The sequence below is a fragment of the Pseudarthrobacter sp. AG30 genome (assembly GCF_003116525.1).
In the GTDB taxonomy this organism is placed as follows: domain Bacteria; phylum Actinomycetota; class Actinomycetes; order Actinomycetales; family Micrococcaceae; genus Arthrobacter.
This window is the reverse complement of sequence record NZ_QEHL01000004.1, coordinates 103,183-127,278: the sequence shown is the minus strand read 5'-3', so window position 1 is coordinate 127,278 and position 24,096 is coordinate 103,183. Positions and strand designations below refer to the sequence as shown.

Genomic DNA, 24,096 nt, shown 5'->3' with positions numbered 1-24,096 from the left:
ACCACCATCAATTACATGGTCCGGCTCAACCTCGTCATTGGGGTTGTTGGGCATGGGGATTCCTTTCGATCCGGAAAAGATCTTGTTGGTTGGGGAAACTTAGAAGACCGACCAGCCGGTGCGGTCGGAGAGGTCCGCAAGGGCCGCCGTCCCGGCGAGGGAATTGCCTTTGGCGTCCAGGCGGGGGCTCCAGACGCAGATGGCGCACTGGCCCGGGACGATGACCAGGATGCCGCCGCCCACTCCGCTCTTGCCGGGCAGGCCCACGCGGTACGCGAACTCGCCCGCGGCGTCATACATGCCGCAGGTCAGCATGATGGAGCCGATCCGCTTGGCCTCGCTCGGGGACAACACGGCCCCCGGGGCCCCCTGGCCGTTATTGGCGAGGAACAGGCCCGCCTTGGCCAACTGGACGCAGGTCATCATGACGGAGCACTGGCGGACGTAGTTCTCCACCACTGCCGCGGCCGGCTGGGTGAGGTTGCCGAAGTCCTTCAGGAAGTGGGCAAGGGCCAGGTTGCGGCTGCTGCCAGCCAGTTCACCGGCAGCAGCGGCCTCGTCAATGTACGGTGCCGGATCTCCCTCCCGGCCTGGTTGTCGTCCCGTACCCGCCTGCCGGGTGAGGAACTGCAGGAGGTGCCCGGCGGCGTCGGGCGTCTCTTCCATCAGGTGGTCCGTGACCACCAGGGCGCCGGCGTTGATGAAGGGATTGCGCGGGATGCCGTGCTCGGCTTCGAGCTGGACCAGTGAGTTGAAAGCCGATCCGGATGGTTCGCGGAGCACCCGTGACCACAGCAGGCCGGACCGGCCGCCCTGCAGCGCCATGGCCAGGGTGAACACCTTGGAGATGCTCTGGATGGAGAACGGGACGTCCGCGTCGCCGGAGCTGAAGACCTTGCCGGAGGTGGTGGCAACGGCGATGCCAAAGCGGTTGAAGGGGACGGCGGCCAGGACCGGGATGTTGCCGGGTACGGCACCGGCTTCCTTCCGGGGCCGGTGTTCCCGGACGATTTCCTCAAGGAGGATGTCCAGGGGCGGTGCGCTGAGTGTCGTGGTCATTTCCTGCCTGAAGTGTTGTTGGCGGCGGCCCACTCCTGGAGGTGGAGCAGTGCCACCAGTGAGTCCCGGGGACTGCCGAAGTTGAGGCCGGTCACCCGGGCGGCCTTGGCCACCCGGTAGTAGACCGTGTTTTTGTGGAGGTTCATGCCCCTGGCGCACTCGGCGACGTCGAAGGCGGCGTCGAAGTAGGCGCGGAGGGTGGCGGCGAGCTCGGCGTCCTCCTGCAGGAGCGCGGCCAGGCTGCGGTGCCGGAAGGGCGAGGCCTGGAAGTTGCGGACCGCCTCGCGGTACAGGATTTCCGCTTCGAAATCGGCAACCCCCGCCACCGTGCCCGGTTCTGCGGTGCCCACGCAGGCCAGCAGCGCCTCCGTCACCCGGGTGACCGTGTGGAGGGACAGCAGGTCCGGCACCAGGGGGCCGACGGCGGCGAAGGGGGTGATGCCGAGGTGTTTTCGGGCGTCCCTGACGATTGCCTCGGCCAGGGACCGAAGCCCCGGCTCGGCGGTGCTGGACTGCAGGTCCGGCACGATGATGGCCGTGTCACCGTTGAACTGGCCCACGACGGCGGAGGCCTTGTACGCGGCGGCGTGGATGGAGGCGAGGTTGGCCAGTTCGCCGTGCTTGAGGGCGGCGTCGTCGGCACGCGAATCGGCGTCGGACATGCCCATCAGGATGAGCGCGGCAGGAGCTTCGGACGGGATTTTTCCGCTGTGCGCACCGGCGGCGGCTTCTGCCGGACCCGACAGGATCCGCGCAATCCGGTCTTCCCGCATGTGGACCGACTGCTGGTTGCGGTAGCGGATCAGTTCGGCCGAGACGCGGGCAGCGGACCCGGTCAGGACATATTCGACGTCGGGCCCGAAGCCTGCACCGGTCTCCTGGAGCCAGATGTATCCCATGATCCGCTCGCCGGCAAAGAGCGCGATGGCAACCCGCTCCCGCAGCCCGTCCTGCGGCCTCGCCGGGACGCGGACAGGTTGCCGGGTGCGGTGGAGTTCCCGGTAGGCGCCCAGGTCCTTGAGCAGCAGTTCGTACTTCCGTGGGCCGCGGCGGGCCAGGATGGACGCCTTCCGGAGCTCATCGATGTCATTGGTGACCGTGGAATAGGCAAGGACTTTGTTGGCCGCATCCTCAATGAGCACGTGGCTGGACGTAAGCCGTGCCGTGGTCTGGGCGATCGCAAACAGGTCTTCCTCGAGCAATGTCAGGACTTCGCTCTGGTAGCTGCGCGGCTGGATCCGGTCCTTGGCAATCGACAGCAGGCGGTCCCAGTCTGCGGCCGGATCCACCAGCAGCAGCCCCGACCCCGCTGCGCGCAGGAGCTCCTCTGCTTCGGCGAGGTCGTCCCGCCGGCCCTTCAGTGCGACCACCGGGGGCGGATCCGCCAGGAGGCGCCGGAGTGCCGGCAGGGCAGACCGGCCGCGGACCCCGATGAGCAGGACGAAGGCTTTGGCGGCCTCCACTGCTTCATCGTCGGCGTCGACGATCAGGAACCGTTCGATGGCCGGCGCCGAAGGGCCGGGCCGGAGGATGAGGCTGGCGAAGCCAAGGGGAAGATCCGAGAGGATGTCATCCACCGTAACCGCGGCCATGGTTGTCCTTTTGCGTTGATCCCGCCGGACGGCTCTGTCCGGTCACCTCATGCTATCCAGCGGCAGGAGGCAGGATTATGGAATCTGTTCCAAGTCCACTGGCCCATTTTTGGTTTCCGGTCTGAGGCGGACGCGCTGTCGCCGAAACAGCGTGCCCGCGCGGCAACGGCGAATGGCGGGCCGGCAGGGCCGGCCCGTCATTGGTGCGGTGTGATGGTGTGGCCGGGACGTCTAGATCCAGGCCGGTGCCGCGGGCACCGGGGTGACGGGTCCGGCGTCGTGCGTTGCCGTGGTTCCGTCCGTGCCGCGGCCGGTGGCCCACTGGGCGATGGCGGCCAGTGAACCGGACACCACGGTGGGCGACGGGCCGGCGGTGTCCCCAAACGACAAGCCGGTGCCGTCCACTGTGATGAGGAGCCCGGCATCGGTGCCGCGCACATGCCAGGCGCCGGTGATGTCCTTGAGCAGGCGTTCCAGGACGGGTGCAGGGATGTCCTTGAAGGTGGCCCCGTTGTCCAGGTCCACGGCGTGGACCCAGACTTCGCGGGTGCGCATCCACACGGTCTCTTCGGCCGGGACGGTCCTGCCCTGGACGGTTTTGACCTTGTGGTGCCAGTTGGCGGCGGGCAGGTCGCGCCATTCGACGTTCAGGTGCACGGCGGAGTGGTCGAAGAGGTTCCGCAGTGCGATCGGGGACAGCGTCGCCCCGAAGTCGATCTCATGGTTGCGGGCCTCAACGGACGGGTACATGGGTGTTTCCACCCCGGTGGCGGCCCACTCGACCAGGCGGGCGATGGCCCGGGCGTTGTAGCCCACGTGGGCTACAACGTGGCGGCGGGTCCAGCCCGGCAGCAGCGAGTCAGCGTCCAGTTCCGCGTCCATGAGCTCGTTGAGCTTGCGGGCGAAGAACGCGGTGCCGCGCCGGGCCTGCAGCAGCCCGTCCAGTAGGACGGGATCGGTGGCCTGGTCGTGCCGGGCAACCATCAGGCTTCCTTGACCACGCGGTTGGCCAGCCGGCCCAGGCCCTCGATGCTGGTGACCAGGACCTGGCCCTCCTGCAGGTACCGCTTGGGGTCCTGCGCGTGGCCCACGCCGCCGGGGGTGCCGGTGGCGATCACGTCGCCCGGGTTCAGGGTGATGATGGTGGAGATGTAGGAGACCAGGAATTCGGGGGTGAAGACCAGGTCCGAGGTGGGGGTGGACTGCTGGACGTCGCCGTCCACGGCGGAGGTCATGAGCGGGCCGGGCGTGAATTCGTCCTTGGTGACCAGTGCGGGGCCGAACGGGGTGGACTTTTCCCAGGTCTTGCCCTGCAGCCACTGGATGGTGCGGAACTGGTAGTCGCGCATGGAGATGTCGTTCAGCACCGCGTACCCGGCGATGTGGTCCGCGGCTTCGGCTTCGGGGATGCGCCGGCCGGCCTTGCCGATGACGACGGCGAGTTCTGCTTCCCAGTCCACAGTGTCCGATTCCTGCGGCAGGGCCAGGTCGTCGTTCGGTCCGATCAGGGATTCGGCGTACTTGGCGAACAGGGTGGGGTACTCGGGAACCTCCCGGCCCATCTCCTTGATGTGGTTGCGGTAGTTGTGGCCCACGCAGATGATCTTGCCGGGGGAGGGCACGACGGCGGCGAGGTCGGCGCCGTCGTACGCGTGGGTTGCGCCATTGGCTTCCTTGGCGGTGGTTTCCCAGGCGGGGTCCTTCAGGAGGGCCCCGACGTCGGCGAACCCCGGGATTTCGGTGAGGGTGTCGCCGTCCTGGCGGACCGCCGTCGTGCTCTTGCCGTTGCCTGTGCCGTTGTCCAGGCGGAGGGTGAGGAGTTTCATTACTTGGTGCGTCCTTCGATGTAGGTGCGGTTGAAGTTCAGGCGCTCAAAAATGGGCGCGTCGCTGAACCGGAACAAATCAAACTCCGTTTGTGAACCAGCGTCGGCCTGCAGCGACCAGGCAGCCCAGGACGGGACAACGAACAGGTCGCCCTTGGCCAGGACTTTGGTTTCGCCGTTCAGGGTCACGGTGCCCGTGCCTTCGAAGACCTGCCACACGCTGGAGCCCACCTCGCGGACGGGCTCGGTGGTGGCGCCGGCACGGAGGCGGTGGAACTCGGCCCGGATGGTGGGCATGACATCCCCGCCGGTGGTGGGGTTGGTGTACCGGATGGCGGCGTGGCCCTGGGACACCGTGGCCGGGTGGCCCTCGTCCTCGAGGAGCAGCTGTTCGCGCAGCGCGGCGTCGGTGTACTTCCACCGGTATGCGGCGATGGGGGAGTTGGTGGTGTCATCGAGCCGGGAGAGCGGGCGCAGCCCTGGGTGGGCCCAGAGCCGCTCGGAGCGGGAGATGTCGGGGGTGGCCTCGTCGGTGACGCGCTCGGTGCCGAACTCGAAGAACCCGGCGTCCGCGTAGTGCACGAACGGGATGTCCAGGCCGTCAATCCACGCCATGGGCTGGTCGGTGTCGTTGTGGTGGCCGTGGAAGTTCCAGCCCGGGGTGAGCAGGAAGTCGCCGCGGGACATCCGGACCGGGTCCCCGTTCACCACGGTCCACACGCCCTCGCCTTCGACGACGAACCGGAACGCGTTTTGGGAGTGGCGGTGCTCCGGGGCGGTCTCGCGGCCGCCCAGGTACTGGATGGCGGCCCACAGCGTGGGGGTGGCGTACGGGGTGCCGGCCAGGCCGGGGTTGGCCAGCGCGATGGCGCGGCGTTCCCCACCGCGGCCCACGGGCACCAGGTCCCCGGCGCGGGCGGCCAGCGGGTACAGGTCCTCCCACCGCCACACATGCGGAACCGCCTTCGGGGACGGGACCATGGGCATCAGGTCCGCGATCTCCGTCCACAACGGAATCAGGTTCTCTTTATCGAAATCCTTGTACAGCTGCTCCAACTGGGCAGCCTCTTCCGGAGTGGGCTCGGGGACATGGTGCTCCCGGGCCACGGATTCATGTGTTTGGTTTTCAGCGCTGATCGACACTGGCCTTCTCCTTGCGTGCGGACTGACTGCGGCGTGGATTCGACCTTAGGGAAAGCGGGCTGTGATCCCCAGCATATTCTGGCAGGCAGAATATTCCTCGGAGTGGCGTGCGCCCGGGTCAGCTCCCCGCTGCGCCATCCGCCGGGTTGGCAGCGATGTCCAGCTCCAGCTGGCGCCGGGTTTCCATCATGACGCCCACCAGCCCGGCGTCGAACAGTGGCCGGAACCTGGCTACCGGAGTGGCTACGCTCAGCGCACCCACCACCATTCCCTTCCCGTTGTGCAGCGCCATGCCAAAGGCGCTGATGCCCTCCTCCGTGCCCTCGAAGTTGGCCGCGAAGCCGTTGGCGCGCACGGATTCAAGCTCGCGCAGGAACGCCGGGTACTCGGCGTCGGATATGTAGTCCCCAGCGAGCTCTGCATTCGGGCCGCGGAACAGCTGCTCGAGCATGGCGGGATCCATTTCGGCCAGGATGGCCTTGCCGCCGGAGGCCTTGTGTGCCGGGAGCAGCGTGCCCTGGCGGTCGCCAACGCGCAGGATGTTGCTGCTTTCCACCGTGTCCAGGAAGCGGACCTTGGTGCCCACCCGGATCATGAGGTTGACGGTTTCGTTGGTGCGGGCGCACAGCAGTTCCATATGCGGCCGGGAGATGTCGCGCAGCTGCCTTGTCCAGCTGAACCCTGCGGGCCCCGCCCCCATGGCGGGACCGGGAACGTACCGCCGCGTTTCGTCCTGCACCGCGAAGCCCCGGTACACCAGCATGGCCAGCAGCCGGTGTGCCGTGGAGGGTGCCACGCCGAGCTCCGCCGCTGCGTCCTTGAGCCGCAGGCTCCCCACGTCCCGCAGCAACTGGAGGAGTTGCAGGGCGTTGTCCACCGCCTCGATTGAGTAGGTGGGTTTCCGCCGGGCAGGAAGATTCTGCATGACAGAATCTTATGGGCGCGCTGGTATGACTGCCAACACAGTGGTGGGATGAATCACACAACTTCCGCTGCAGTGCCGCAGCGCACGGCCGCCCCCGCCCCGGGCGCAGGCCTTTCCGGGTTTCCCCGGCGTTCCATGCTCGCCGTCCTGGTGTGCTGGCTGCTGGTCGTTTTCGACGGCTACGACCTGATCGTCTACGGCACCGTCCAAGGCTCGCTCATCAGCGACACCGGCTGGGGCCTGACCAAGGCGACGGCTGGAACCATCGGATCCATGGCCTTCGTGGGCATGATGATCGGAGCCGTTTTTGCCGGACGGATGGCCGACACCTGGGGCCGCCGCCGCACCATCATCGGCTGCGCCGTGGTGTTCTCCCTCTTCACCATCCTCTGTGCGTTTGCCCCGAGCGCGCCGGTGTTCGGCGGCCTCCGGCTGCTGGCAGGCATTGGCCTGGGCGGCCTGGTGCCATCGGCCAACGCCTTGGTGGCCGAGCTCGTTCCGAAAAAGTGGCGGTCCACCATCGCCACCCTCATGATGTCCGGTGTCCCCATTGGCGGCTCGATCGCCGCGCTCGTGGGTATTCCGCTGATCCCGGCCTTCGGCTGGCCGGCGATGTTCCTGGTGGCCGTCGTGGCCCTGGTGGTGGTGATCCCGCTGGCGCTCCGCTACCTGCCGGAAACCCTGGCACCCAAGGCAGCCGCCGGCAGCACCGCGAAGGAGTCCGCGGGATTTGGGAGCCTGCTGAGGGCGCCCCACCTCGGCACCAGCCTGCTGTTTGCGGTGGCCACCCTGGTGACCCTGTTTGCCTGGTACGGCCTGGGAACGTGGCTGCCCAATCTGATGCAGTTGGCCGGCTACAACCTGGGCTCTGCGCTGACCTTCGCCCTGGCGCTCAACCTGGGCGCCGTGGCCGGGTCAGTGCTCACGGCCTGGGCAGGCACCCGGTTCGGTCCCATTCCCACGGCCATCGCGGCAGCGGGCGTGGCCGCCGTCGCCCTGGTGGTGCTGGTGACCGGACCGCCGGTCGCCGTCGTCTATTTCATGCTGGTGCTGGCCGGCGTGGGAACGCACGGCACCCAGTGCCTGATCATCGCCGCCGTGGCCAGCCACTACCCGGCGCACCTGCGCGGCACCGCCCTCGGCTGGGCGCTGGGCGTCGGCCGGATTGGCGCCGTGGCCGCGCCGCAGGCCGGCGGGCTCCTGCTCGCGGCGGGGCTGGGCGTCAATTCCAACTTCCTGGCCTTCGCCGGAGCAGCAGCCGCGGCTGCGGTCCTGATCGCAGCCGTCGGCACCAAAATCAAGAAATCAACAGCAGTAGGAGCTACCAATGTCTAACGTCAAAGAGTCCACCGATGTCCTCGTGGTGGGCGGCGGCATGGCCGGACTGGCCGGAGCGCTCGCCCTGCGCGAAAACGGCGCTGACGTCACGCTGGTTGAAGTGGCACCGGCCTTCGGCGAAGTGGGAGCCGGGCTGCAGATGGCCCCCAACGCCTCCCGGGTCCTCAAGCGCTGGGGACTGCTGGAGAAAGCCCTGGACATCGGCGTCCAGCCCAAGCACCTGGTGTTCCGCGATGCGGTTACGGGGGAGGAACTGACCCGCCAGACACTGGGCGGCGAGTTCGAGGAGCGCTACGGGGCGCCCTACGTGGTGATCCACCGCAGCGACCTGCACCGAATCCTGCTCGAGGCCTGCCAGGCGGCGGGCGTCACCCTGGTGAACGATGTCCTGGTGCAGAAGGTGGAAACCGACGGCGACCGGGCCCGTGCCTACACCGCCAAGGGCGAGGTCTTCGAAGCCGACGCCATCCTGGCCGCGGACGGGCTCAAGTCCACCCTGCGCGGGACCGTTGCCAACGACGGCCCGGTGAACTCGGCCTACGTGGCATACCGGGGAACCGTGCCCATCACGGAGGAGACCCCGGCAGCGGACCTGGAGGACGTCATCGTCTACCTCGGGCCGGACTGCCACCTGGTCCAGTACCCGCTGCGGAAGGGCCAACTGCTCAATACGGTTGCCGTGTTCAAGTCGGCATCATTCGAGCGCGGCGAAGAGCAATACGGCGGCGTGGACGAACTCGAGGCGGCCTACGCCGGCTGCGTCCCCGCGGTGCAGGAGGCCCTGAAGAACCTGGCCACCGGCATCCGCTGGCCCATGTACGACCGCAACCCGATCGACAACTGGGTGTCCGGCCGCATGGCGCTGATCGGCGATGCCGCCCACCCGATGCTGCAATACCTGGCCCAGGGTGCGTGCCAGGCGCTGGAGGACGCGGCAGTGCTCCAGGATGTGTCCCGGAACCAGGTTTTCACCCCCGAAGGCATCGACGCCGGTGCGTGGGAGGACGCCTTCCGCGAGTTCAATGAAACCCGCGCAGCCCGCACCGCCCGTGTGCAGCGCACCGCCAGGACCTGGGGCGAGTCCTGGCACGTGGGCGGCGTGGCCCGGGTGCTCCGGAACATGCTGTTCAAGAGCCGCGGCGACAACAACTTCCAGTACAACGACTGGCTGTACGGCCGCGGCGAGCCCGGCGTTCCGGCGGAGGTGCCGGCCGGGGCCAAGCTCGTGGAAGCCTAAGCAGCGCGATATAAAGGCGCGCGTACGACGACGGGTGGCTCCCGGCGTCGTACGCGCGCCTTTATGCCGGGTCAGCCGGATCCTCCGTGGACCGCCCGTTGCTAGGCTTCAGATCATGGGGCAACGTTCGGGGGCAGGGCAGTGGGATGGCGGGCTGCTGAGCGCCGAACAGTCCAGGCTCGCTCAGGGGTGGCTTGGCTCGCCGAAACTTATCGCCGACCTGTCCTGGGGAGTCGTGGACACGAAGGTCCTCAGGGTCCAGGCGGCCACCGGGCAGGTAATCATCAAGGCTGCCGGACCTTCGAACCACCACCTGGGCCGCGAGATCGCGGCCCACAACGCCTACACACGGCCGCTTGCCGGGCGCGGCCGGGCAGCCCGCCTGCTTCATTCAAACCCGGACGCCAACATCCTGGTGACTGAGTACCTTGAGGGCGTTCTGGTGGAGGGGATCCCGGCCGAGCTGGTCCCGGAGACCTACGCCCAGGCCGGAGAACTGTTGAAGGTGCTTCACAGCCAGGAGCGCCGCTGCGATGACACCTGCGAAGCGCGGGCCACGGCGAAGGCGTTTGCGTGGTTGGACCGGGACCATCGCATCGATCCATCCATCGAGTTGGAGGCACGGAGTCGCCTTGCGGAGTACCGGCCTGCCCCCATCGCAGTGGTTCCCACCCATGGTGACTGGCAGCCGCGGAACTGGCTCATCCACAATGGCGAGCTGCGGATTATCGACTTCGGCAGGTTCGATTTCAGGCCGGCCGCCACTGATCTGTGCCGGTTGGCGGTGCAGCAATGGCGGGGAAGGCCATAGCTGGAGAAGGCCTTCCTGGAGGGATACGGAACTGACCCCAGGTCCGTGGAGGTGTGGCGCATCGACTTGCTCCGGGAAGCGATCGGCACGGCGGTCTGGGCGTACCAGGTGGGGGATGGGAACTTTGAACGGCAAGGCCACCGCATGCTTCGGGAGGCCGTGGACCGCTTCCAGTTGGACTAGCCTTCGTCGAGTCGTATGTGGTGCGCCTTTAGCAATTACTTTCACCCCGGGACACCGGCTGGTGCTGCCGTTTACCGTGGGCTGATCAGGCGGGGGCCGGTCCCGTCGATTCCCGGACCGTCAGGTGGGTGGGCATGACGGCGAGTTTCCGGGTGGCGCTTCCCGGCAGGGGATTGAGCTGGGCCAGGAGCATGGACACCGCCACCCTGCCCGCCTGCTCGATGGGGCTGGAGATGGTGGTCAGCGGCGGATTGCAGAAATCGGCGCCGAAGATATCGTCCGAGCCGATGATGCTCATGTCCGCAGGCACCCGGATCCCGCGGGCCTTCAGGCGCTGGAGCATGCCGATGGCGAGCAGGTCGTTGAACACGATGCAGGCGGTGGCCCCGGTGCGGACAGCGGCATCCGCCGCGGCCGCCCCGGACGTTGTCTTTGGCGCGTAGGGGCCAATCCGGTGGACTTCCATCCCCCGCTTCGTGGCGTCCTCTTCGAACACCTTCCATCGCATCTGGTTTGACCAGGAGGTGGGAGGCCCGGCAACGTAGCAGACCTTGTGATGGCCCAGCGATGCCAGGTGCTCCAGCGCCTGGATGATGGCCGACGGCGTATCGATCATCACGGTGGGAGCGCTGGTGGACGCGCGGTTGAACGTGACCAGGGGCTGTGTCTGGGAGACCTCCGTCAGCTGGGCGTCGGTCAGGCGGGACGCTGCCAGGATGAAGCCATCGGCCGACTTGCGCATTTTGTGCAGCGCATCCAGTTCCATCTCGCTGGACTCCTCCGTGTCCACCAGGAGCTGTGTCACGCCGGCTGCCTTGAGCTGGTGCTGGGTACCCCGGATGATGTCGAAGTAGAACGGGTTGGTGATGTCGGGCACCAGTACGGCCACGGCGTTCGTCCGCCCCGAGCTGAGGCCGCGCGCCTGGGAGCTGGGAATGTAGTTGAGTTCAGCGGCTGCCTCTTCGATCCGGACCCGCGTCCGGGGATTCACCCGCTCGGGCCGAGAGAGGGCCCTGGAGACCGTGGACGTGGCGACGCCGGCGAGCTCGGCGACATCCCGGATGGTGGGCGGACGGTCCCGCCGGGCGTTCGCGTCCCCGGCACCCTGCGGAGCGGCTTCCACCGATGGATTAGCCATAGTTGCCGACCTTTCATCGCTGGCTTGGGGAATCCGCCGGCAGCATTCCGACCGGCGTTTCCCCGACTTTGGATGATCCAATGACATCATTCATGGCAACTTTTGGCAACCGCTTGCCGCAAGCTTTCCAATTTCCTAGACTGACTCTCGAGTCGCCTGCAGTGATTTCCGCCACAAGACGGATGTGGCCATGCGGGTGTCCTAGAGGAGAAGAAACAATGAGGTTTAAATCGACTACTGGGCTTGCGGCGATCGTCACGGCTGCAGCGCTCGCCTTGACCGGGTGTGGATCGAGCTCCGGCAACGGGGGCGGCTCAACCAGCTCTGACGGCAAAGTGGACGGGACGGGCAAGACCCTCAACGTCCTGGTGGGCGTCCAGACCCAGTACCCCGAGCAGCAAAAGCAGTGGCAGAGCGACATCGCGGCCAAGTTCAAGGCCGAAACCGGCGCCGACGTGAAGTTCGAAACCTTCGCCTCGGCCAACGATGAGCTCACCCGCATCCAGACCTCCGTGGTCTCGGGCCAGGGCCCGGACGTCTACGGACTTGGCACGACGTTCACCCCCACGGCCTACGCCACCAAAGCCTTCGTGACCCTCTCGGACGACGACTGGAAGAAGGTGGGCGGAAAGGACCGGTTCAACCAGGCAGCCTTGGGCATTTCGGGTCCGGACAAGGACCACCTGGCCGGCATCCCGTTCGTCAGCCGTCCGTTCGTGATGGCCTACAACAAGGACCTGCTTGCCGCGGCAGGCATCGACAAGCCCGCCACCAGCTGGGACGAACTGGCAGCCCAGGCCAAGAAAATGACCAGCGGCGGCACCTACGGCATCGCCACCGGCTACAAGGACAACTTCGATCCTTGGAAGTTTATTTGGGCCATGTCCGTCCAGGCCGGCAACCCGCTGGTGGACGGCAACAAGCTGAAGATGGATGACCCCACGGTCAAGAAGGCCTACGAAACGTACTTCGGCTGGCTCACCAACGACAAAGTGGTTGACCCCGCATCGATTGGCTGGAGCAACAGCAACGCCGTGGCCGCCTTCGCGAGCGGCAAGGCCGGCTACCTGATGATGACCACGTCCAGCTCCATCCCTACGCTCGACAAGTCAGCAGTTGCGGGCAAATACGAGTACGCCCTGATGCCCACCATCGCTCCGGGCCAGACCCAGTCCAAGTCCGACGGCGACGCCGCCAGCATCCTCTCCGGCGACAACCTGGTGGTCGCCGATTACTCCAAGCAAAAGGACCTGGCCTTCGCCTACATCAAGCTGATCACCTCCAAGGACGAACAGCTGAACTACCAGAAGGTCTTCGGTGACCTGCCTGCGAACGCCGAGGCCCTCGCCAGCCTCACGGACCCCAAGCTCAAGCCCGTTGCCGATGCCGCCGCCAAGTCCAAAGCCACGCCATTCACCGGCGCCTGGGGCGACATCCAGCTGGGCCTGCTCAACGTCACTGTGCAGTCCATTCCGGACCTGGCCGCGGGCAAAGTGGACGGTTCCGCCCTGGATCAAAGGATCAAGGACGCCCAAAACAAGGGCCAGGCTTCCCTGGACCGGGCCTCCAAGGGATAACTTCCGATGTCAACCGACGCCTCACATGAAGTCCGGCCTGCGGTGGATTCCGCCGCTGGCCGGGCTCCCCGGAACGACGACGCCGGGCAGCAGCCCGGCCCCAAGGGCGGACTGCGCCGCAAGGGCCTGAGCGAACGCAACCGCCCGCTCTGGATGCTCATCCCCGGCGGGGTCCTGATGATCATCATCATCGTGGTTCCGCTCCTCCTGGGCATCTACATGTCAGTCCTGAACCTGGACCAATACACCCTGCGGAAATGGATCAGCGCACCGCTCATCGGGGCCGAAAACTTCGTCGAAGCAGTAACCGGCTCGCCGCTGTTGCACGCCGTCTGGCTTAGCGTCAGCTACTCGCTGCTGGCCATGGTGGTGACGCTGCCGCTGGGCATCGCCGCCGCCGTGGCAACCCAGAACGCCTTCAAGGGCCGGGCAGTGATCCGCTCGATCTTCCTCATCCCGTACGTCCTCCCAGCCTTCGTGGTGGCCACCGTCTGGCGGACCATGCTCCAGCCCGGCGGCATCGTCGACGAGGCCCTCGGCACCGTGGGAATCCACGTGGGACTCTGGCTCAACGGGCCGCAAACGTTCTGGACGCTGGTCCTGGTCCAGATCTGGGCCTCCTGGCCGTTCATCTACCTGCTGGCATTGTCCGGCCTGCAGTCCGTGGACCACGAGGTGCACGAGGCCTCAGCCCTGGACGGGGCGTTGTGGTGGAACAAGTTGCGCTACGTGATCTTCCCGTACCTGAAGGGTCCGCTGTCGCTGGCCTTCCTGATCGGAATGCTGCACCACATCAACAACTTCACGCTTCCGTTCGTGCTGTTCGGGGTCCCGGCGCCGTCGGACGTGGAAGTCCTCCCCATCCTGACCTACGTCACCAGCTTCCAGAGCTTCCGCTTTGGCCTGAGTGCTGCGATGGCCTTCATTTCCCTGGTGCTCATCGCCATCCCGCTGTTCGTCTACCTCCGCGCCGTGAAGCTTGACGACGCCGACACCCCAGGAGCGAAGAAATGAGCGCCACCATCGCCGGTCGCCGCAGCGCGCCGACAGCGGACGTCGACCGTCCGGGCTCGCACCGCCAGCACGAGGTGCTGCGGCTCCTGCCAGGCCCCCTGCTGGTCATCATCCTTGTCTTCCTGGGTGCACTCGTCCTGATTCCGGTGCTCTACATCTTCCTGGCCTCGGTGAACTCGGACATCGGCGTTGCCAACGGCGAGTTCTGGCCGTCGTCGGTGACCTTCGAGAACTACTCGAAGATCTGGACCAGCGTAGGCCTGGCCACCGGCCTGACCAACAGTGTCCTGGTGGCCGGATCAACCGCCGTGGTATCCGCGGCCTTGTCCGTTTCCACCGCGTTCGTCCTGGTCCGGTACAGCTTCCGTGGGAGGCTCAGCATCCTGCGCGGCCTGCTGGCACTGCAGTCCGTCCCCGGAACCCTGATGGTGCTGCCGGTGTTCGTGCTCTTTTCCTCGGCGGCAACCTACCTCGGCATCCAGGTGATCGGGACCCAGTGGGGCCTGTTCGTGACCTACCTGACCTTCGCCATGCCGTTCTCCACCTGGGTGATGGTCACCTACCTGCGCGGGCTCCCCAAGGAACTGGAGGAAGCAGCCAAGATCGACGGCGCGTCAAACCTCGGCGTCCTCTTCCGCATCGTGCTGCCGCTGAGCTGGCCCGGCATCGTCGTCTCCGGCATCTTCGCCTTCCTGCTCGGCTGGAACGACGTACTCTTCGCCTCGGTGATGACGCGCCCCGAAAGCCAGACCGCCGCCGTCGCCCTGCAAATCTTTGGTGCCTCGCAGGAAGGCGGCGCCATTCCCTACTACGGCCAGATGATGGCCGCAGCCCTGGTGTGTGCAGCGCCAGTGGTCATTCTCTACCTGATTTTCCAGCGTTACCTAGTAGGCGGGCTGACCGCCGGAGGAGTTAAATAACCATGGTCTCGACCACCCAGGTCACGTGGCAGCTGTCAGGTTTCGGCGACGAAATCGACGACGACCCCGCAGTCCAAATCGCCGTGCTGCAGGCCCTCGGCGCCAACCACATCGAGGTCCGCAGCGCATGGGGAACCAACATTGTGGACCTCAGTGACGAACAGCTCCAGGCACTCGCCGCCCTGCTGGCAGATAAGGGCATGAAGGTCTCGGCCATTGCCTCGCCCATTGGAAAAGTGGACGTCAGCCTCCCGGTGGAGCATGAGGTGGAGCGGTTGCGCCGGGCGGTCAATGCCGCCAAGGTCCTGGACGCGAAGTACATCCGCATCTTCTCCTTCTACTACGGCGAGTCAGTCCAGGTGGACAGCATCCGCGATGACGTCATCGAGCGCATGCGCGCCCTGGCCGGCGTGGCCGAGGAAGCCGGCGTGATCCTCCTGCACGAAAACGAGAAGGACATCTTCGGAGACGTCCCGGACCGCGTCCTGGACATCATCGAGACCGTGGACTCGCCCGCCCTGAAAGTGGCCTGGGACGCTGCAAACTTCGTCCAGGTGGGCGTCAAGCCCTTCGACGAGGGATACGCCAAGCTGCGCCCGCACCTGGAATACCTCCAGGTCAAGGATGCCCTCTTCGCCAACGGCCACGTGGTGCCTGCCGGCGAAGGCGACGGGGACGTCCTGAAGACCGTGGAGGCGCTCAAGGCGGACGGCTACGAAGGCTTCGCTTCCCTCGAGCCGCACCTCGCCGGTGCCCACGGCCTGGGCGGATTCTCCGGCCCCACGGCCTTCGGAATCGCAGCCCGCGCCTTCGCCAAAGTCACCGCAGAAGCAGGAGTCCAGACCGCATGAGCACCTTGAATGCAGCCATCACCGGGTGCGGCGTCATTGGCCGCACCCACGCCGTAGCCCTCCGCGAATTCCCGGAAGTCCGCATTGTCGCCCTCATCGATGCCATCCCGGCGGCCGCCGAAGCACTCGCGGACTTCATCGAACAGCAGGGCGGTACGCGGCCGGCCCTGTACACCACCCAGGCGGAGGCCTTCGCCGCCGAAGACATCCACCTCGTGGCACTGGCGACTCCCAGCGGCCTGCACATCCAGCAGAGCCTGGAGGTGCTGGCGGCAGGCAAGCACGTGGTCATCGAAAAGCCCCTCGACGTGGACCTCAGCCGCGCCCAGGAAATCGAGGCAGCCGCGAAGGAAGCGGCGGGCAAAGGCATCGTTGCCTCGGTCATCAGCCAGCACCGGTTCGACCAGTCCAGCGTCGCCGTGTCCCGCGCCATCGCCGATGGCCGGTTCGGCAAGCTGACCTCCGCCATCGCCTCGGTGGCATGGTGGCGCAGCCAGGGCTATTACGACTCCGGCGACTGGCGCGGCACGTGGGCGATGGACGGCGGCGGCGCCCTCATGAACCAGGGCGTGCACACCGTGGACCTGCTTTTGTGGTTCATGGGACGGCCGGTGGAGATCTTTGCGCACACCGCCCGCCTCGCCCACGAACGCATCGAAGTGGAGGACACGGCGGTAGCCACCGTGACCTTCGAGAACGGCGGCCTGGCTGTCCTTCACGCCACCACTGCCGCCTACCCGGGGTTGACCGTGCGCGTGCAGCTCATGGGCTCCGAGGGCTCGGCCGTGGTGGACAACGACCGGCTGGAGTACTTCCACAGCAGGGCCGCAGGCGGCGCCTCGGCGGACATGGGACTCCAGGGCGGCGGCAACCAGTCGGAGGAAGAACTCGCCAAGTACCCCGAGGAAGACTACAAAGCAGCCGACCCCACCGTGTACCCGGCCGGCCATGTCCGTCAGTACCGGGACATCCTGGCCGCGATCGCCGGTGGGAAGCAGCCCGGAGTCACGGTCAGCGACGCCGTCAATGCCCTTGCCGCGGTGCGTTCGGTATACGTCTCGGCCACCCTCGGCCAGCCCGTCCTCTTCGAGGATGTCCTGGCCGGCAAGTACAACGACCTCGAAGTCCGCACCGGCAGCACGGCAGAAAGCGCCTGACACCATGAAGTTTTCAGTATTTACCGCATCAACCCCCGAGTGGACCCCCGAGGAGGCCGTCCAGCAGCTTGCCGGACAGGGCTGGGACGGCGTCGAATGGCGCATCACGGACCAGGGGGACGCCCCCGAGCCCGGCTTCTGGGCCGGGAACAAAGCCACCGTGCCGCTGGCCGGAATGGAAGACCACCTGGACCGGATCGCCGCCATTACCAGCGACGCCGGCCTGGAGTTCTCCGGCGTCGGCGGGTATGCGCGGTGCGACAACCATGACGATGTGGACCGCATGCTCGCCGCCACCGCCAAGCTCGGCGCCGGCCAGGTGCGGGTGACCACGCCGCCGCTCGGAACCGCCGCCTGGGGCAACGAACCGGCCAGCGGCACCCCCTACCCGGAACTCTTCGCCGCTGCCCGCCGCGATTTCGAATGGATCGCCGAGCGGGCGGCGCACCACGGAGTGAAGGCGCTCGTGGAGCTGCACCACCGCACCATCACCGCGTCGGCATCATCGGCGCTGCGGCTCCTGGACGGACTGGACCCCCGGCACGTCGGCGTCATCCACGACCTGGGCAACCTGCTGATCGAAGGGCAGGAAGACTACCTGCCCGCCTTCGAGCTCCTCGGCGACTACCTGGCGCACGTGCACGTGAAGAACGCGGTGTGGGTGGACAGCGGCGAGACCGACGAGTCAGGGGCAGCCATTTTCAAGAACGAGTGGGCGCCCCTGCGCGCGGGCCAGGGCAGCGTCCTGCAGTACTTCAAGGCACTCGCCGCCTTCGGATACGACGGCTGGGTGACCGTGGAGGACTTTTCCACTGAGCTCCCGCTGGCCGAACGGACCGCCGGGAACCTCGAGTACCTCCGCGCCACGGCCGCCTTGGCTGGGCTCAATGTCGCAGCCGGGAGGCGTTGAGCCATGGCGCAGACCATAGCGGACCACCCGGACCGGCTCCTGCCCGCCGATCCCGCGGTCCGGGACATTGCCCGCTCGCTCTTCTCCCGGGTGGAAGGGCTCCCCATCATCTCCCCGCACGGGCACGTCGACGCCGCGGTCATCGAACAGAACACGCCGTTCCCTGACCCGGCCGCGCTCCTGGTCACTCCGGACCATTACGTCACCCGCCTGATCCACGCCGGCGGGGTGACCATGGACCAGCTGGGCCTGGGCAACCAGCCCGCAGAGTCGCGGCAGGTCTGGCGGCACTTCTGTGAAGCATGGCCGGCTTTCGAGGGAACCGCCTCCGGGTATTGGATCCGGCAGGAGTTCGCCCATGTCTTCGGCCTGGCCGAGGAACCGTCCGGCCAGAACGCCGACCAGCTCTATGATGCCCTGCAGGCCAAACTGTCCGAGCCCGGTTTCCGGCCACGGGAACTGTTCAAGGAATTCAACATCGAGGTGCTCGCCACCACGGATGACCCGCTGGATTCGCTGGACAGCCACGCTGCGCTGCACGCGGACCCCGCGTTCGCCGGCCGGGTGCTGCCCACCTTCCGGCCGGACCAGTACTTGAACATGGCACATCCGGCCTGGCAGGAGAACGTGGAACGCCTCCTCGGCTCTGCGGGGGAGGGTGCCACCGGCTACGCCGGGTACATCAAGGCACTTGAGTCGCGGCGCCGGCACTTCGTGGAGCGCGGCGCCGTCTCCGCCGACCACGGCGTGTTCACGCCTGCCACCCTGAAACTGGACGACGGCGAGGCGGAGCGGCTTTTTGAGCGCGGCAGGACGGGCAAGGCGAGCGCCCGGGACAAGGACGCCTTCGAAGCCCACATGCTGTACCAGATGGCCAGGATGTCGGTGGAGGACGGGCTGGTCATGACCATCCACCCGGGCTCCTTCCGGAACCACCACGCACCCACGTTCGAGGCCTTTGGCGCCGATACCGGGCACGACATCCCGGTGGCGGTGAACTACACCGAAGCCATCCGGCCGCTGCTGCAGGACTTTGGCACGGCAGAGGACTTCCACTTGGTCCTGTTCACCCTGGATGAGACCGTCTTCTCCCGCGAACTGGCGCCGCTGGCCGGGTTCTACCCGTCGGTCTACCTCGGTGCGCCCTGGTGGTTCCTGGACGCCCCGGACGCCATGCTGCGCTTCCGGTCCGCGGTGACGGAGACCGCGGGTTTCTCGCGGTCCTCCGGGTTCATCGATGACACCCGCGCCTTCTGCTCCATTCCGGCCCGCCACGACACGGCCCGGCGGATCGAGGCGTCCTTCCTGGCCCGCCTCGTGGCCGAACACCGGGTCACCGAGGACCGGGCACACGAACTTATCGTGGACATCGTGGACGGGTCGCCACGGAGGGTGTTCAAGCTGTGAACGCCGCGCCGCCTGCACTCAACCGCAGCCTGAAGCCGCTGCCCAAGCCTCCGGTGCGCATCGTGCACCTTGGGCTGGGGGCGTTCCACCGCTCCCACCAGGCCTGGTATACCCAGCACGCCCCGGACGCGGCGGAGTGGGGGATCGCGGCGTTCACGGGGCGCCGGCCCGACGCCGCGGCAGCGCTGTCCCGCCAGGACTGCCTCTACACGCTGGTGGAGCGGTCGGCCCGCGGGGACAGCTTCGAAGTCATCGGCAGCATTGTGGAAGCGGTGGATGGCGCCAACACGGCACGGCTCTGCGAGCTTGTCGCGGCGAAGGAGACAGCGGTGGTCACGCTGACCATCACCGAGGCAGCCTACGGGCTGGCCGCGGATGGAACGTTCGACGCCGGCGCCCCAGGCACGGCGGATGACCTCCGGGCGCTGTCGGCAGCAGCGTCCGGGGAGGCCGGAGTGCCCGGCACTCCGCTGGGCCGCCTGGTGTTGGCCCTTGCCAGGCGCCGGGACAGCGGCGCGGGACCCATCGCCGTCGTCAGCTGCGACAACTTGTCCGCAAACGGTGAAGTTGCCCGCCGGGCCGTCCTGGGACTGGCATCCGGATGGGGTTCCGGGCTGGCCGGATGGATCGAGGCGAACGTCAGCTTTGTCAGCACGTCCGTGGACAGGATTACGCCGCGGACCACCGAGGCGGACATCGCAGAGGTGGAAGAGCAATGCGGTTACAGCGACAATTCGCCGGTGGTGGCTGAACCTTTCCGGAACTGGGTGCTCAGCGGGGACTTCCCGGCCGGGCGTCCCCGCTGGGAGGAGGCCGGCGCCGTCGTGGTCGGTGACATCGAGCCCTACGAGAACCGGAAGCTGTGGCTCCTCAACGGCTCGCATTCCATCCTGGCCTACGCGGGACAGCTCCGCGGGCATGCCACCGTGGCGGACGCCCTGGCTGACCCCCTCTGCCGGAAAGCGGTGGAGGACTTCTGGGACGAGGCAGCCCGTCACCTGCAGGGGGAAGGGCTGGACATTCCGACGTACCGCCGGGCCCTGCTGGACCGCTTCGGAAACGCGCGTATCGCCCACCGGCTCGCACAGATCGCGGCCGATGCCACCACCAAGCTGCGCATGCGCGCGGTACCCGTGATGGCGGCGGAACGGGCCGACGGCCGCAGTGGCGCAGGCAGCGCTTTGATGCTTGCCGCCTGGATTGACTACGTCACCGCGGGAAACGACTTCCAGGACCCGCTCGCCGCCGACATCCAGGCTGCCGTGGCACTTGACGGAACCAATCGGGTACAGGGTTTGCTTCGCCTCGTCAGCGCTGCCCTCGCAGAGGACCCTGACGTTGTCGACCTTGTTTCCCGGCTGCTCGGATCCTTCGCAGCGGCCCCGGCCGCCACCCCCGCACGTACCTGAATCCCGCTTTTACTTCCGGAAGGAACAGTTAGTCCCATGAAAATCATTGCCGCCGATGTCTTCGTTACCAGCCCCACCCGAAATTTCGTGACCCTCCGGATCACCACGGACGACGGCGTGACGGGTATCGGCGACGCCACCCTGAACGGCCGCGAGCTCGCCGTCGCCGCCTATCTCAAGGAGCACGTCGCGCAGCTGCTGATCGGGAAGGACCCGCACCGGATCGAGGACACCTGGCAGTTCCTGTACCGGAGCGCGTACTGGCGCCGTGGCCCGGTCACCATGGCGGCCATCGCCGCCGTGGACATGGCGCTGTGGGACATCAAGGGCAAGGTTGCCGGGCTTCCCGTGTACCAGCTGCTGGGCGGAGCGTCCCGGAACGGACTGCGCGCCTACGGCCACGCGTCCGGCTCGGACATCGAGTCGCTGTTCGATTCCGTGCGGGAGCACTTGGAGCTCGGCTACAAGTCCATCCGGATCCAGACCGCCATCCCGGGGATCAAAGCCGTCTACGGCGTGGCTGCCCAGGCACAGGCATCGGGGGAGCGGTATGACTACGAGCCCGCCGGCCGGGGAGCGTTCCCGCAGGAAGAGGACTGGGACACCCGCGCCTACCTACGGCACCTGCCCACGGTCTTTGAGGCTGTCCGGAACGAGTTCGGCCCCGAGATCCCGCTGCTGCATGACGGGCACCACCGGATGACGCCCATCCAGGCCGCGAAACTGGGCAAGGCCCTGGAGCCGTATGACCTGTTCTGGCTGGAGGACTGCACTCCGGCGGAGAACCAGGAGGGCCTGCGCCTGGTCCGCCAGCACACCACCACACCGCTGGCGATCGGTGAAATCTTCAACACCGTGTTCGACTTCCAGACGCTGATCAAGGAACAGCTGATCGACTATGTCCGGGCAGCGTCCACGCACTTCGGCGGGATTTCGCCGCTGAAGAAGGTCATGGACTTCGCGGCGCAGTACCAGATCAAGTCCGGTTTCCACGGCCCCACGGATATTTCGCCCGTGGGCTTCGCCGCGCAGCTGCATGTGGGCCTTGCCATCCATAACTACGGCATCCAGGAGTACATGCAGCACTCGGACAAGACCAACGAGGTCTTCGAACAGTCCATGACGTTCACCGACGGCTACCTGCACCCCGGCGACAAGCCCGGCATCGGCGTCGAATTCAACGAGGAAGCAGCCGCCGCCTACCCCTACCAGCAGGCCTACCTGCCCTACAACCGCCTGGTCGACGGCACGGTGCATGACTGGTGAGGCGGGCCACGACTGGTAAGGAAAGCACCCGATGAGCAAGATCCGAATCGTCGTGATGGGCGTCTCCGGCTGCGGCAAGACCACCATCGGCGATCTCGTGGCCCGCGAACTGGGCGTCCCGTTCCTGGACGGCGATTCCCTGCACCCGGTGGAAAATGTCGCCAAGATGGCTGCCGGCACGCCCTTGACGGACGAGGACCGCTGGCCCTGGCTGGCCACCGTGGGCAGCAGGCTTGCCGGCGCGGCCGACGGCGGCCTGGTCCTGGCCTGCTCGGCGCTGCGCCGCTCGTACCGCGACGCCATCCGTGCCCAGGCGCCGGACACGGTCTTCCTGCACCTGAACGGCAGCAAGGAAGTCCTGAAGGCGCGGACGGAAGGCCGCAGCGGCCACTTCATGCCACCCGCGCTGCTGGACTCCCAGCTCGCCACCCTTGAGCCGCTCCAGGACGACGAAGCCGGAGTGGTGGTGGACATCGCCGCACCCGTCGCCGACGTCGTGGCCCAGGCACTCAAGGGGATCGCCGGCGTCGTACCCCCCGAGCGGACGGCTGGGCGCACCCCGCCGCGGCAGTTCGACGTCGACCTTGCGGCCGCGCCGTTCAACCTCGACGCCGGGGCCATCGCCTGGGTGGAGGGCACCCTTGCGGGAATGACGCTCGAGGAAAAGATCGGGCAACTGTTCATCAACCACAACAACGACTACTCGCCCGGCTACCTCGACGGCGTGCTGGACAACTACCACGTGGGCGGCATGCGCTACCGGCCCGGACCGTCAGCCGCCGTCCAGGAACACATCCGCTACGCCCAGTCCAGGTCCAGGATTCCGCTGCTGGTTGCGTCCAACCCGGAAATGGGCGGTGCAGGCAGCTGCGACGACGGCACGTTCGTCTCCACGCACCTGCAGGCCGGTTCCCACCCGGACAAGAACATTGCCCGGCAAATGGGGCAGGTAGCCGGGGTGGAGACCGCGGCCCTGGGCTGCAACTGGGCCTTCGCGCCGATCGTGGACATCCACTACAACTGGCGGAACACCGTGATCTCCACCCGCTCGTTCGGCAACACCCCGGAGATCGTGGTGGAACGGGCCAAGGAGTACTTCGACGGCATCAGCGAATCACCGACGGCCTGCGCCATGAAGCATTTCCCCGGGGACGGCATCGATGAGCGGGACCAGCATGTGGTCACCTCCTACAACACCCTTGGGTACGAGGAATGGAACCGTACCTACGGGCACGTGTACCGGGAGATGATTGCCCACGGGGTCCAGTCGATCATGGTGGGCCACATTGGAGCGCCGGAAGTTTCGCGGCATTTCCGGCCCGGCCTGGCCGACGCAGAGATCCTGCCCGCCACGTTGTCCCCGGAGCTCCTGCAGGACCTGCTGCGCGGGGAGCTCGGCTTCAACGGGCTGGTCCTCACCGATGCCTCGCAGATGGTGGGCCTCACGCAAGCGAAGAAGCGCAAGGACCTGGTCCCGGCAACGATCGCCGCCGGCTGCGACATGTTCCTTTTCTTCCGGAACCCGGCCGAGGACTTCCAGTACATGCTGGACGGCTACAAGTCGGGCGTCATCACCGAGCAGCGGCTGCACGACGCGCTGCGGCGCATCCTCGGCCTGAAGGCATCGCTGGGGCTGCACCTGAAGGCTGCAGACCAACTGGTGCCGCCTGCCGAGGCGCTTGCCGCCATTGGATCCGCTGCGCACCGTTCGGTGGCTGCGGAGATCGCCGACAAGACCGTGACCCTGGTCAAGGACACCGCGGGGAACCTGCCCATCACACCCGAAACCCATCCGCGGATCCGCCTCTACGGCATCTCCGGCGGTGCCGACTTCACGCGGGCTGATCCGCTGGCCTACCTGGATGTGGTGAAGGAGGAACTCGAGGCTGCCGGCTTCCAGGTGTCCTTGTACCGGACGGCTGAACAGCGCGAGGCGGCCGGGGAGACCGGGGTCAACTTCATGTCCGTCATCTCCGAGGAGGCCACGGGGGACTATGCGGAGAAGTACGACGCCGCCTTCGTGTTCGCCAACGTGAAGGGCTTCGCGCAGGAGGCCGCCATCCGGATCAAGTGGTCCTCGCCCATGGCGGCGGAAATCCCTTGGTACGTCACCGAGGTGCCCACCGTGTTCGTGTCCCTGAACCAGCCGAACCACCTCATCGACGTGCCCATGGTCAAGACGGCAATCCACGCGCACGCCGGGACCCGGGAGGCCATCCGGGCCACTGTGGAAAAGATCCAGGGCAAGTCCGGCTTCCAAGGCACCTTTAACGAGAACGTTTTCTGCGGATCCTTCGACACGCGGCTGTAGGGGCTTTGGACTCTGGGGGCCTT

The 24,096-nt window shown here is 66.9% G+C and carries 21 protein-coding genes; 14 read left to right on the top strand and 7 right to left on the bottom strand.

The features are described 5' to 3' along the window. Positions 1 to 99: 99 nt before the first annotated feature. The 6 genes from DC347_RS06075 to DC347_RS06050 all read right to left on the bottom strand — a co-directional run bounded on the left by DC347_RS06075 (position 100) and on the right by DC347_RS06050 (position 6,544). The gene (locus DC347_RS06075; RefSeq protein WP_109044782.1) at positions 100 to 1,059 is read right to left on the bottom strand and encodes a glutaminase; all 960 of its coding nucleotides are present in this window, start codon (positions 1,057 to 1,059) and stop codon (positions 100 to 102) included. Next, the gene (locus DC347_RS06070; RefSeq protein WP_109044781.1) at positions 1,056 to 2,651 is read right to left on the bottom strand and encodes a CdaR family transcriptional regulator; all 1,596 of its coding nucleotides are present in this window, start codon (positions 2,649 to 2,651) and stop codon (positions 1,056 to 1,058) included. The genes DC347_RS06075 and DC347_RS06070 overlap by 4 nt, the downstream gene beginning before the upstream one ends. Before the next feature lie 231 nt (positions 2,652 to 2,882). Next, entirely contained in the window at positions 2,883 to 3,635 is a 753-nt protein-coding gene (locus DC347_RS06065) for a maleylpyruvate isomerase family mycothiol-dependent enzyme (RefSeq protein WP_109044780.1), read from the bottom strand. Then, positions 3,635 to 4,477, bottom strand: coding sequence for a fumarylacetoacetate hydrolase family protein (locus DC347_RS06060; RefSeq protein ID WP_109044779.1), 843 nt, complete (start codon positions 4,475 to 4,477; stop codon positions 3,635 to 3,637). Before DC347_RS06060 ends, DC347_RS06065 begins: the two co-directional genes overlap by 1 nt. Continuing rightward, positions 4,477 to 5,619: a cupin domain-containing protein gene (locus tag DC347_RS06055; RefSeq protein ID WP_109044778.1), complete on the bottom strand. Its 1,143-nt coding sequence runs from the start codon at positions 5,617 to 5,619 to the stop codon at positions 4,477 to 4,479. Before DC347_RS06055 ends, DC347_RS06060 begins: the two co-directional genes overlap by 1 nt. 118 nt (positions 5,620 to 5,737) lie before the next feature. Continuing rightward, positions 5,738 to 6,544, bottom strand: coding sequence for an IclR family transcriptional regulator (locus DC347_RS06050; protein WP_109044777.1), 807 nt, complete (start codon positions 6,542 to 6,544; stop codon positions 5,738 to 5,740). Between the two features lie 48 nt (positions 6,545 to 6,592). Here DC347_RS06050 and DC347_RS06045 point away from each other — a divergent pair, with 48 nt between their 5' ends. From DC347_RS06045 to DC347_RS22100, 4 genes are all read left to right on the top strand, one after another. After that, the gene (locus DC347_RS06045; protein WP_109044776.1) at positions 6,593 to 7,879 is read left to right on the top strand and encodes an aromatic acid/H+ symport family MFS transporter; all 1,287 of its coding nucleotides are present in this window, start codon (positions 6,593 to 6,595) and stop codon (positions 7,877 to 7,879) included. Beyond that, positions 7,872 to 9,119, top strand: coding sequence for an FAD-dependent oxidoreductase (locus DC347_RS06040; protein WP_109044775.1), 1,248 nt, complete (start codon positions 7,872 to 7,874; stop codon positions 9,117 to 9,119). Before DC347_RS06045 ends, DC347_RS06040 begins: the two co-directional genes overlap by 8 nt. Positions 9,120 to 9,234: 115 nt before the next feature. After that, positions 9,235 to 9,930 carry a phosphotransferase gene (locus DC347_RS06035; RefSeq protein WP_240617705.1) on the top strand — a complete coding sequence of 232 codons (696 nt, stop codon included), beginning with the start codon at positions 9,235 to 9,237 and terminating at the stop codon, positions 9,928 to 9,930. 51 nt (positions 9,931 to 9,981) lie between these two features. Beyond that, positions 9,982 to 10,113, top strand: coding sequence for a hypothetical protein (locus DC347_RS22100; RefSeq protein WP_255414769.1), 132 nt, complete (start codon positions 9,982 to 9,984; stop codon positions 10,111 to 10,113). An 85-nt stretch (positions 10,114 to 10,198) separates the two neighbouring features. On the opposite strand, the gene DC347_RS06030 is transcribed toward DC347_RS22100, so the two are convergent. Beyond that, complete coding sequence (locus tag DC347_RS06030; protein ID WP_043424119.1) at positions 10,199 to 11,251, bottom strand: LacI family DNA-binding transcriptional regulator; 1,053 nt, start codon at positions 11,249 to 11,251, stop codon at positions 10,199 to 10,201. A gap of 218 nt (positions 11,252 to 11,469) precedes the next feature. Between DC347_RS06030 and DC347_RS06025 the strand changes: the two genes are divergently transcribed. Genes DC347_RS06025 through DC347_RS05980 form a run of 10 tightly spaced genes read left to right on the top strand, consistent with a single transcriptional unit; the run spans position 11,470 to position 24,073 of the window. Next, entirely contained in the window at positions 11,470 to 12,828 is a 1,359-nt protein-coding gene (locus DC347_RS06025) for an ABC transporter substrate-binding protein (RefSeq protein ID WP_206073889.1), read from the top strand. A 6-nt stretch (positions 12,829 to 12,834) separates the two neighbouring features. Next, complete coding sequence (locus DC347_RS06020; protein WP_109044773.1) at positions 12,835 to 13,842, top strand: carbohydrate ABC transporter permease; 1,008 nt, start codon at positions 12,835 to 12,837, stop codon at positions 13,840 to 13,842. After that, positions 13,839 to 14,762 carry a carbohydrate ABC transporter permease gene (locus DC347_RS06015; RefSeq protein WP_018762443.1) on the top strand — a complete coding sequence of 308 codons (924 nt, stop codon included), beginning with the start codon at positions 13,839 to 13,841 and terminating at the stop codon, positions 14,760 to 14,762. The genes DC347_RS06020 and DC347_RS06015 overlap by 4 nt, the downstream gene beginning before the upstream one ends. A gap of 2 nt (positions 14,763 to 14,764) precedes the next feature. Then, on the top strand, positions 14,765 to 15,613 hold the full coding sequence (locus tag DC347_RS06010; protein WP_109044772.1) for a sugar phosphate isomerase/epimerase: 849 nt from the start codon (positions 14,765 to 14,767) through the stop codon (positions 15,611 to 15,613). After that, positions 15,610 to 16,770: a Gfo/Idh/MocA family protein gene (locus DC347_RS06005; protein ID WP_109044771.1), complete on the top strand. Its 1,161-nt coding sequence runs from the start codon at positions 15,610 to 15,612 to the stop codon at positions 16,768 to 16,770. The genes DC347_RS06010 and DC347_RS06005 overlap by 4 nt, the downstream gene beginning before the upstream one ends. 4 nt (positions 16,771 to 16,774) lie before the next feature. Beyond that, complete coding sequence (locus DC347_RS06000; protein ID WP_109044770.1) at positions 16,775 to 17,680, top strand: sugar phosphate isomerase/epimerase; 906 nt, start codon at positions 16,775 to 16,777, stop codon at positions 17,678 to 17,680. Between the two features lie 3 nt (positions 17,681 to 17,683). Further along, positions 17,684 to 19,087 carry a glucuronate isomerase gene (gene uxaC / locus DC347_RS05995; RefSeq protein ID WP_109044769.1) on the top strand — a complete coding sequence of 468 codons (1,404 nt, stop codon included), beginning with the start codon at positions 17,684 to 17,686 and terminating at the stop codon, positions 19,085 to 19,087. Continuing rightward, positions 19,084 to 20,496 (top strand): mannitol dehydrogenase family protein, encoded by a 1,413-nt coding sequence (locus DC347_RS05990; protein WP_109044768.1) that lies wholly within the window; start codon positions 19,084 to 19,086, stop codon positions 20,494 to 20,496. Before uxaC ends, DC347_RS05990 begins: the two co-directional genes overlap by 4 nt. A 36-nt stretch (positions 20,497 to 20,532) precedes the next feature. Continuing rightward, positions 20,533 to 21,762: a D-mannonate dehydratase ManD gene (gene manD / locus DC347_RS05985; RefSeq protein ID WP_109044767.1), complete on the top strand. Its 1,230-nt coding sequence runs from the start codon at positions 20,533 to 20,535 to the stop codon at positions 21,760 to 21,762. A 31-nt stretch (positions 21,763 to 21,793) separates the two neighbouring features. Beyond that, positions 21,794 to 24,073 carry a gluconokinase, GntK/IdnK-type gene (locus tag DC347_RS05980; RefSeq protein WP_109044766.1) on the top strand — a complete coding sequence of 760 codons (2,280 nt, stop codon included), beginning with the start codon at positions 21,794 to 21,796 and terminating at the stop codon, positions 24,071 to 24,073. Positions 24,074 to 24,096 lie beyond the last annotated feature (23 nt).

Bases quoted from the DNA above. Each gene is read 5' to 3' on its own strand.
- DC347_RS05980 (WP_109044766.1), top strand. From the start codon at position 21,794: ATGAGCAAGATCCGAATCGTCGTGATGGGCGTCTCCGGCTGCGGCAAG.
- DC347_RS06030 (WP_043424119.1), bottom strand. From the start codon at position 11,251: ATGGCTAATCCATCGGTGGAAGCCGCTCCGCAGGGTGCCGGGGACGCG.
- DC347_RS06065 (WP_109044780.1), bottom strand. From the start codon at position 3,635: ATGGTTGCCCGGCACGACCAGGCCACCGATCCCGTCCTACTGGACGGG.
- DC347_RS06040 (WP_109044775.1), top strand. From the start codon at position 7,872: ATGTCTAACGTCAAAGAGTCCACCGATGTCCTCGTGGTGGGCGGCGGC.
- DC347_RS06020 (WP_109044773.1), top strand. From the start codon at position 12,835: ATGTCAACCGACGCCTCACATGAAGTCCGGCCTGCGGTGGATTCCGCC.
- DC347_RS06025 (WP_206073889.1), top strand. From the start codon at position 11,470: ATGAGGTTTAAATCGACTACTGGGCTTGCGGCGATCGTCACGGCTGCA.
- DC347_RS06000 (WP_109044770.1), top strand. From the start codon at position 16,775: ATGAAGTTTTCAGTATTTACCGCATCAACCCCCGAGTGGACCCCCGAG.
- DC347_RS06035 (WP_240617705.1), top strand. From the start codon at position 9,235: ATGGGGCAACGTTCGGGGGCAGGGCAGTGGGATGGCGGGCTGCTGAGC.
- uxaC (WP_109044769.1), top strand. From the start codon at position 17,684: ATGGCGCAGACCATAGCGGACCACCCGGACCGGCTCCTGCCCGCCGAT.
- DC347_RS06060 (WP_109044779.1), bottom strand. From the start codon at position 4,477: ATGAAACTCCTCACCCTCCGCCTGGACAACGGCACAGGCAACGGCAAG.
- DC347_RS06045 (WP_109044776.1), top strand. From the start codon at position 6,593: ATGAATCACACAACTTCCGCTGCAGTGCCGCAGCGCACGGCCGCCCCC.
- DC347_RS06010 (WP_109044772.1), top strand. From the start codon at position 14,765: ATGGTCTCGACCACCCAGGTCACGTGGCAGCTGTCAGGTTTCGGCGAC.
- DC347_RS06070 (WP_109044781.1), bottom strand. From the start codon at position 2,651: ATGGCCGCGGTTACGGTGGATGACATCCTCTCGGATCTTCCCCTTGGC.
- DC347_RS06050 (WP_109044777.1), bottom strand. From the start codon at position 6,544: ATGCAGAATCTTCCTGCCCGGCGGAAACCCACCTACTCAATCGAGGCG.
- manD (WP_109044767.1), top strand. From the start codon at position 20,533: ATGAAAATCATTGCCGCCGATGTCTTCGTTACCAGCCCCACCCGAAAT.
- DC347_RS06015 (WP_018762443.1), top strand. From the start codon at position 13,839: ATGAGCGCCACCATCGCCGGTCGCCGCAGCGCGCCGACAGCGGACGTC.
- DC347_RS06005 (WP_109044771.1), top strand. From the start codon at position 15,610: ATGAGCACCTTGAATGCAGCCATCACCGGGTGCGGCGTCATTGGCCGC.
- DC347_RS06075 (WP_109044782.1), bottom strand. From the start codon at position 1,059: ATGACCACGACACTCAGCGCACCGCCCCTGGACATCCTCCTTGAGGAA.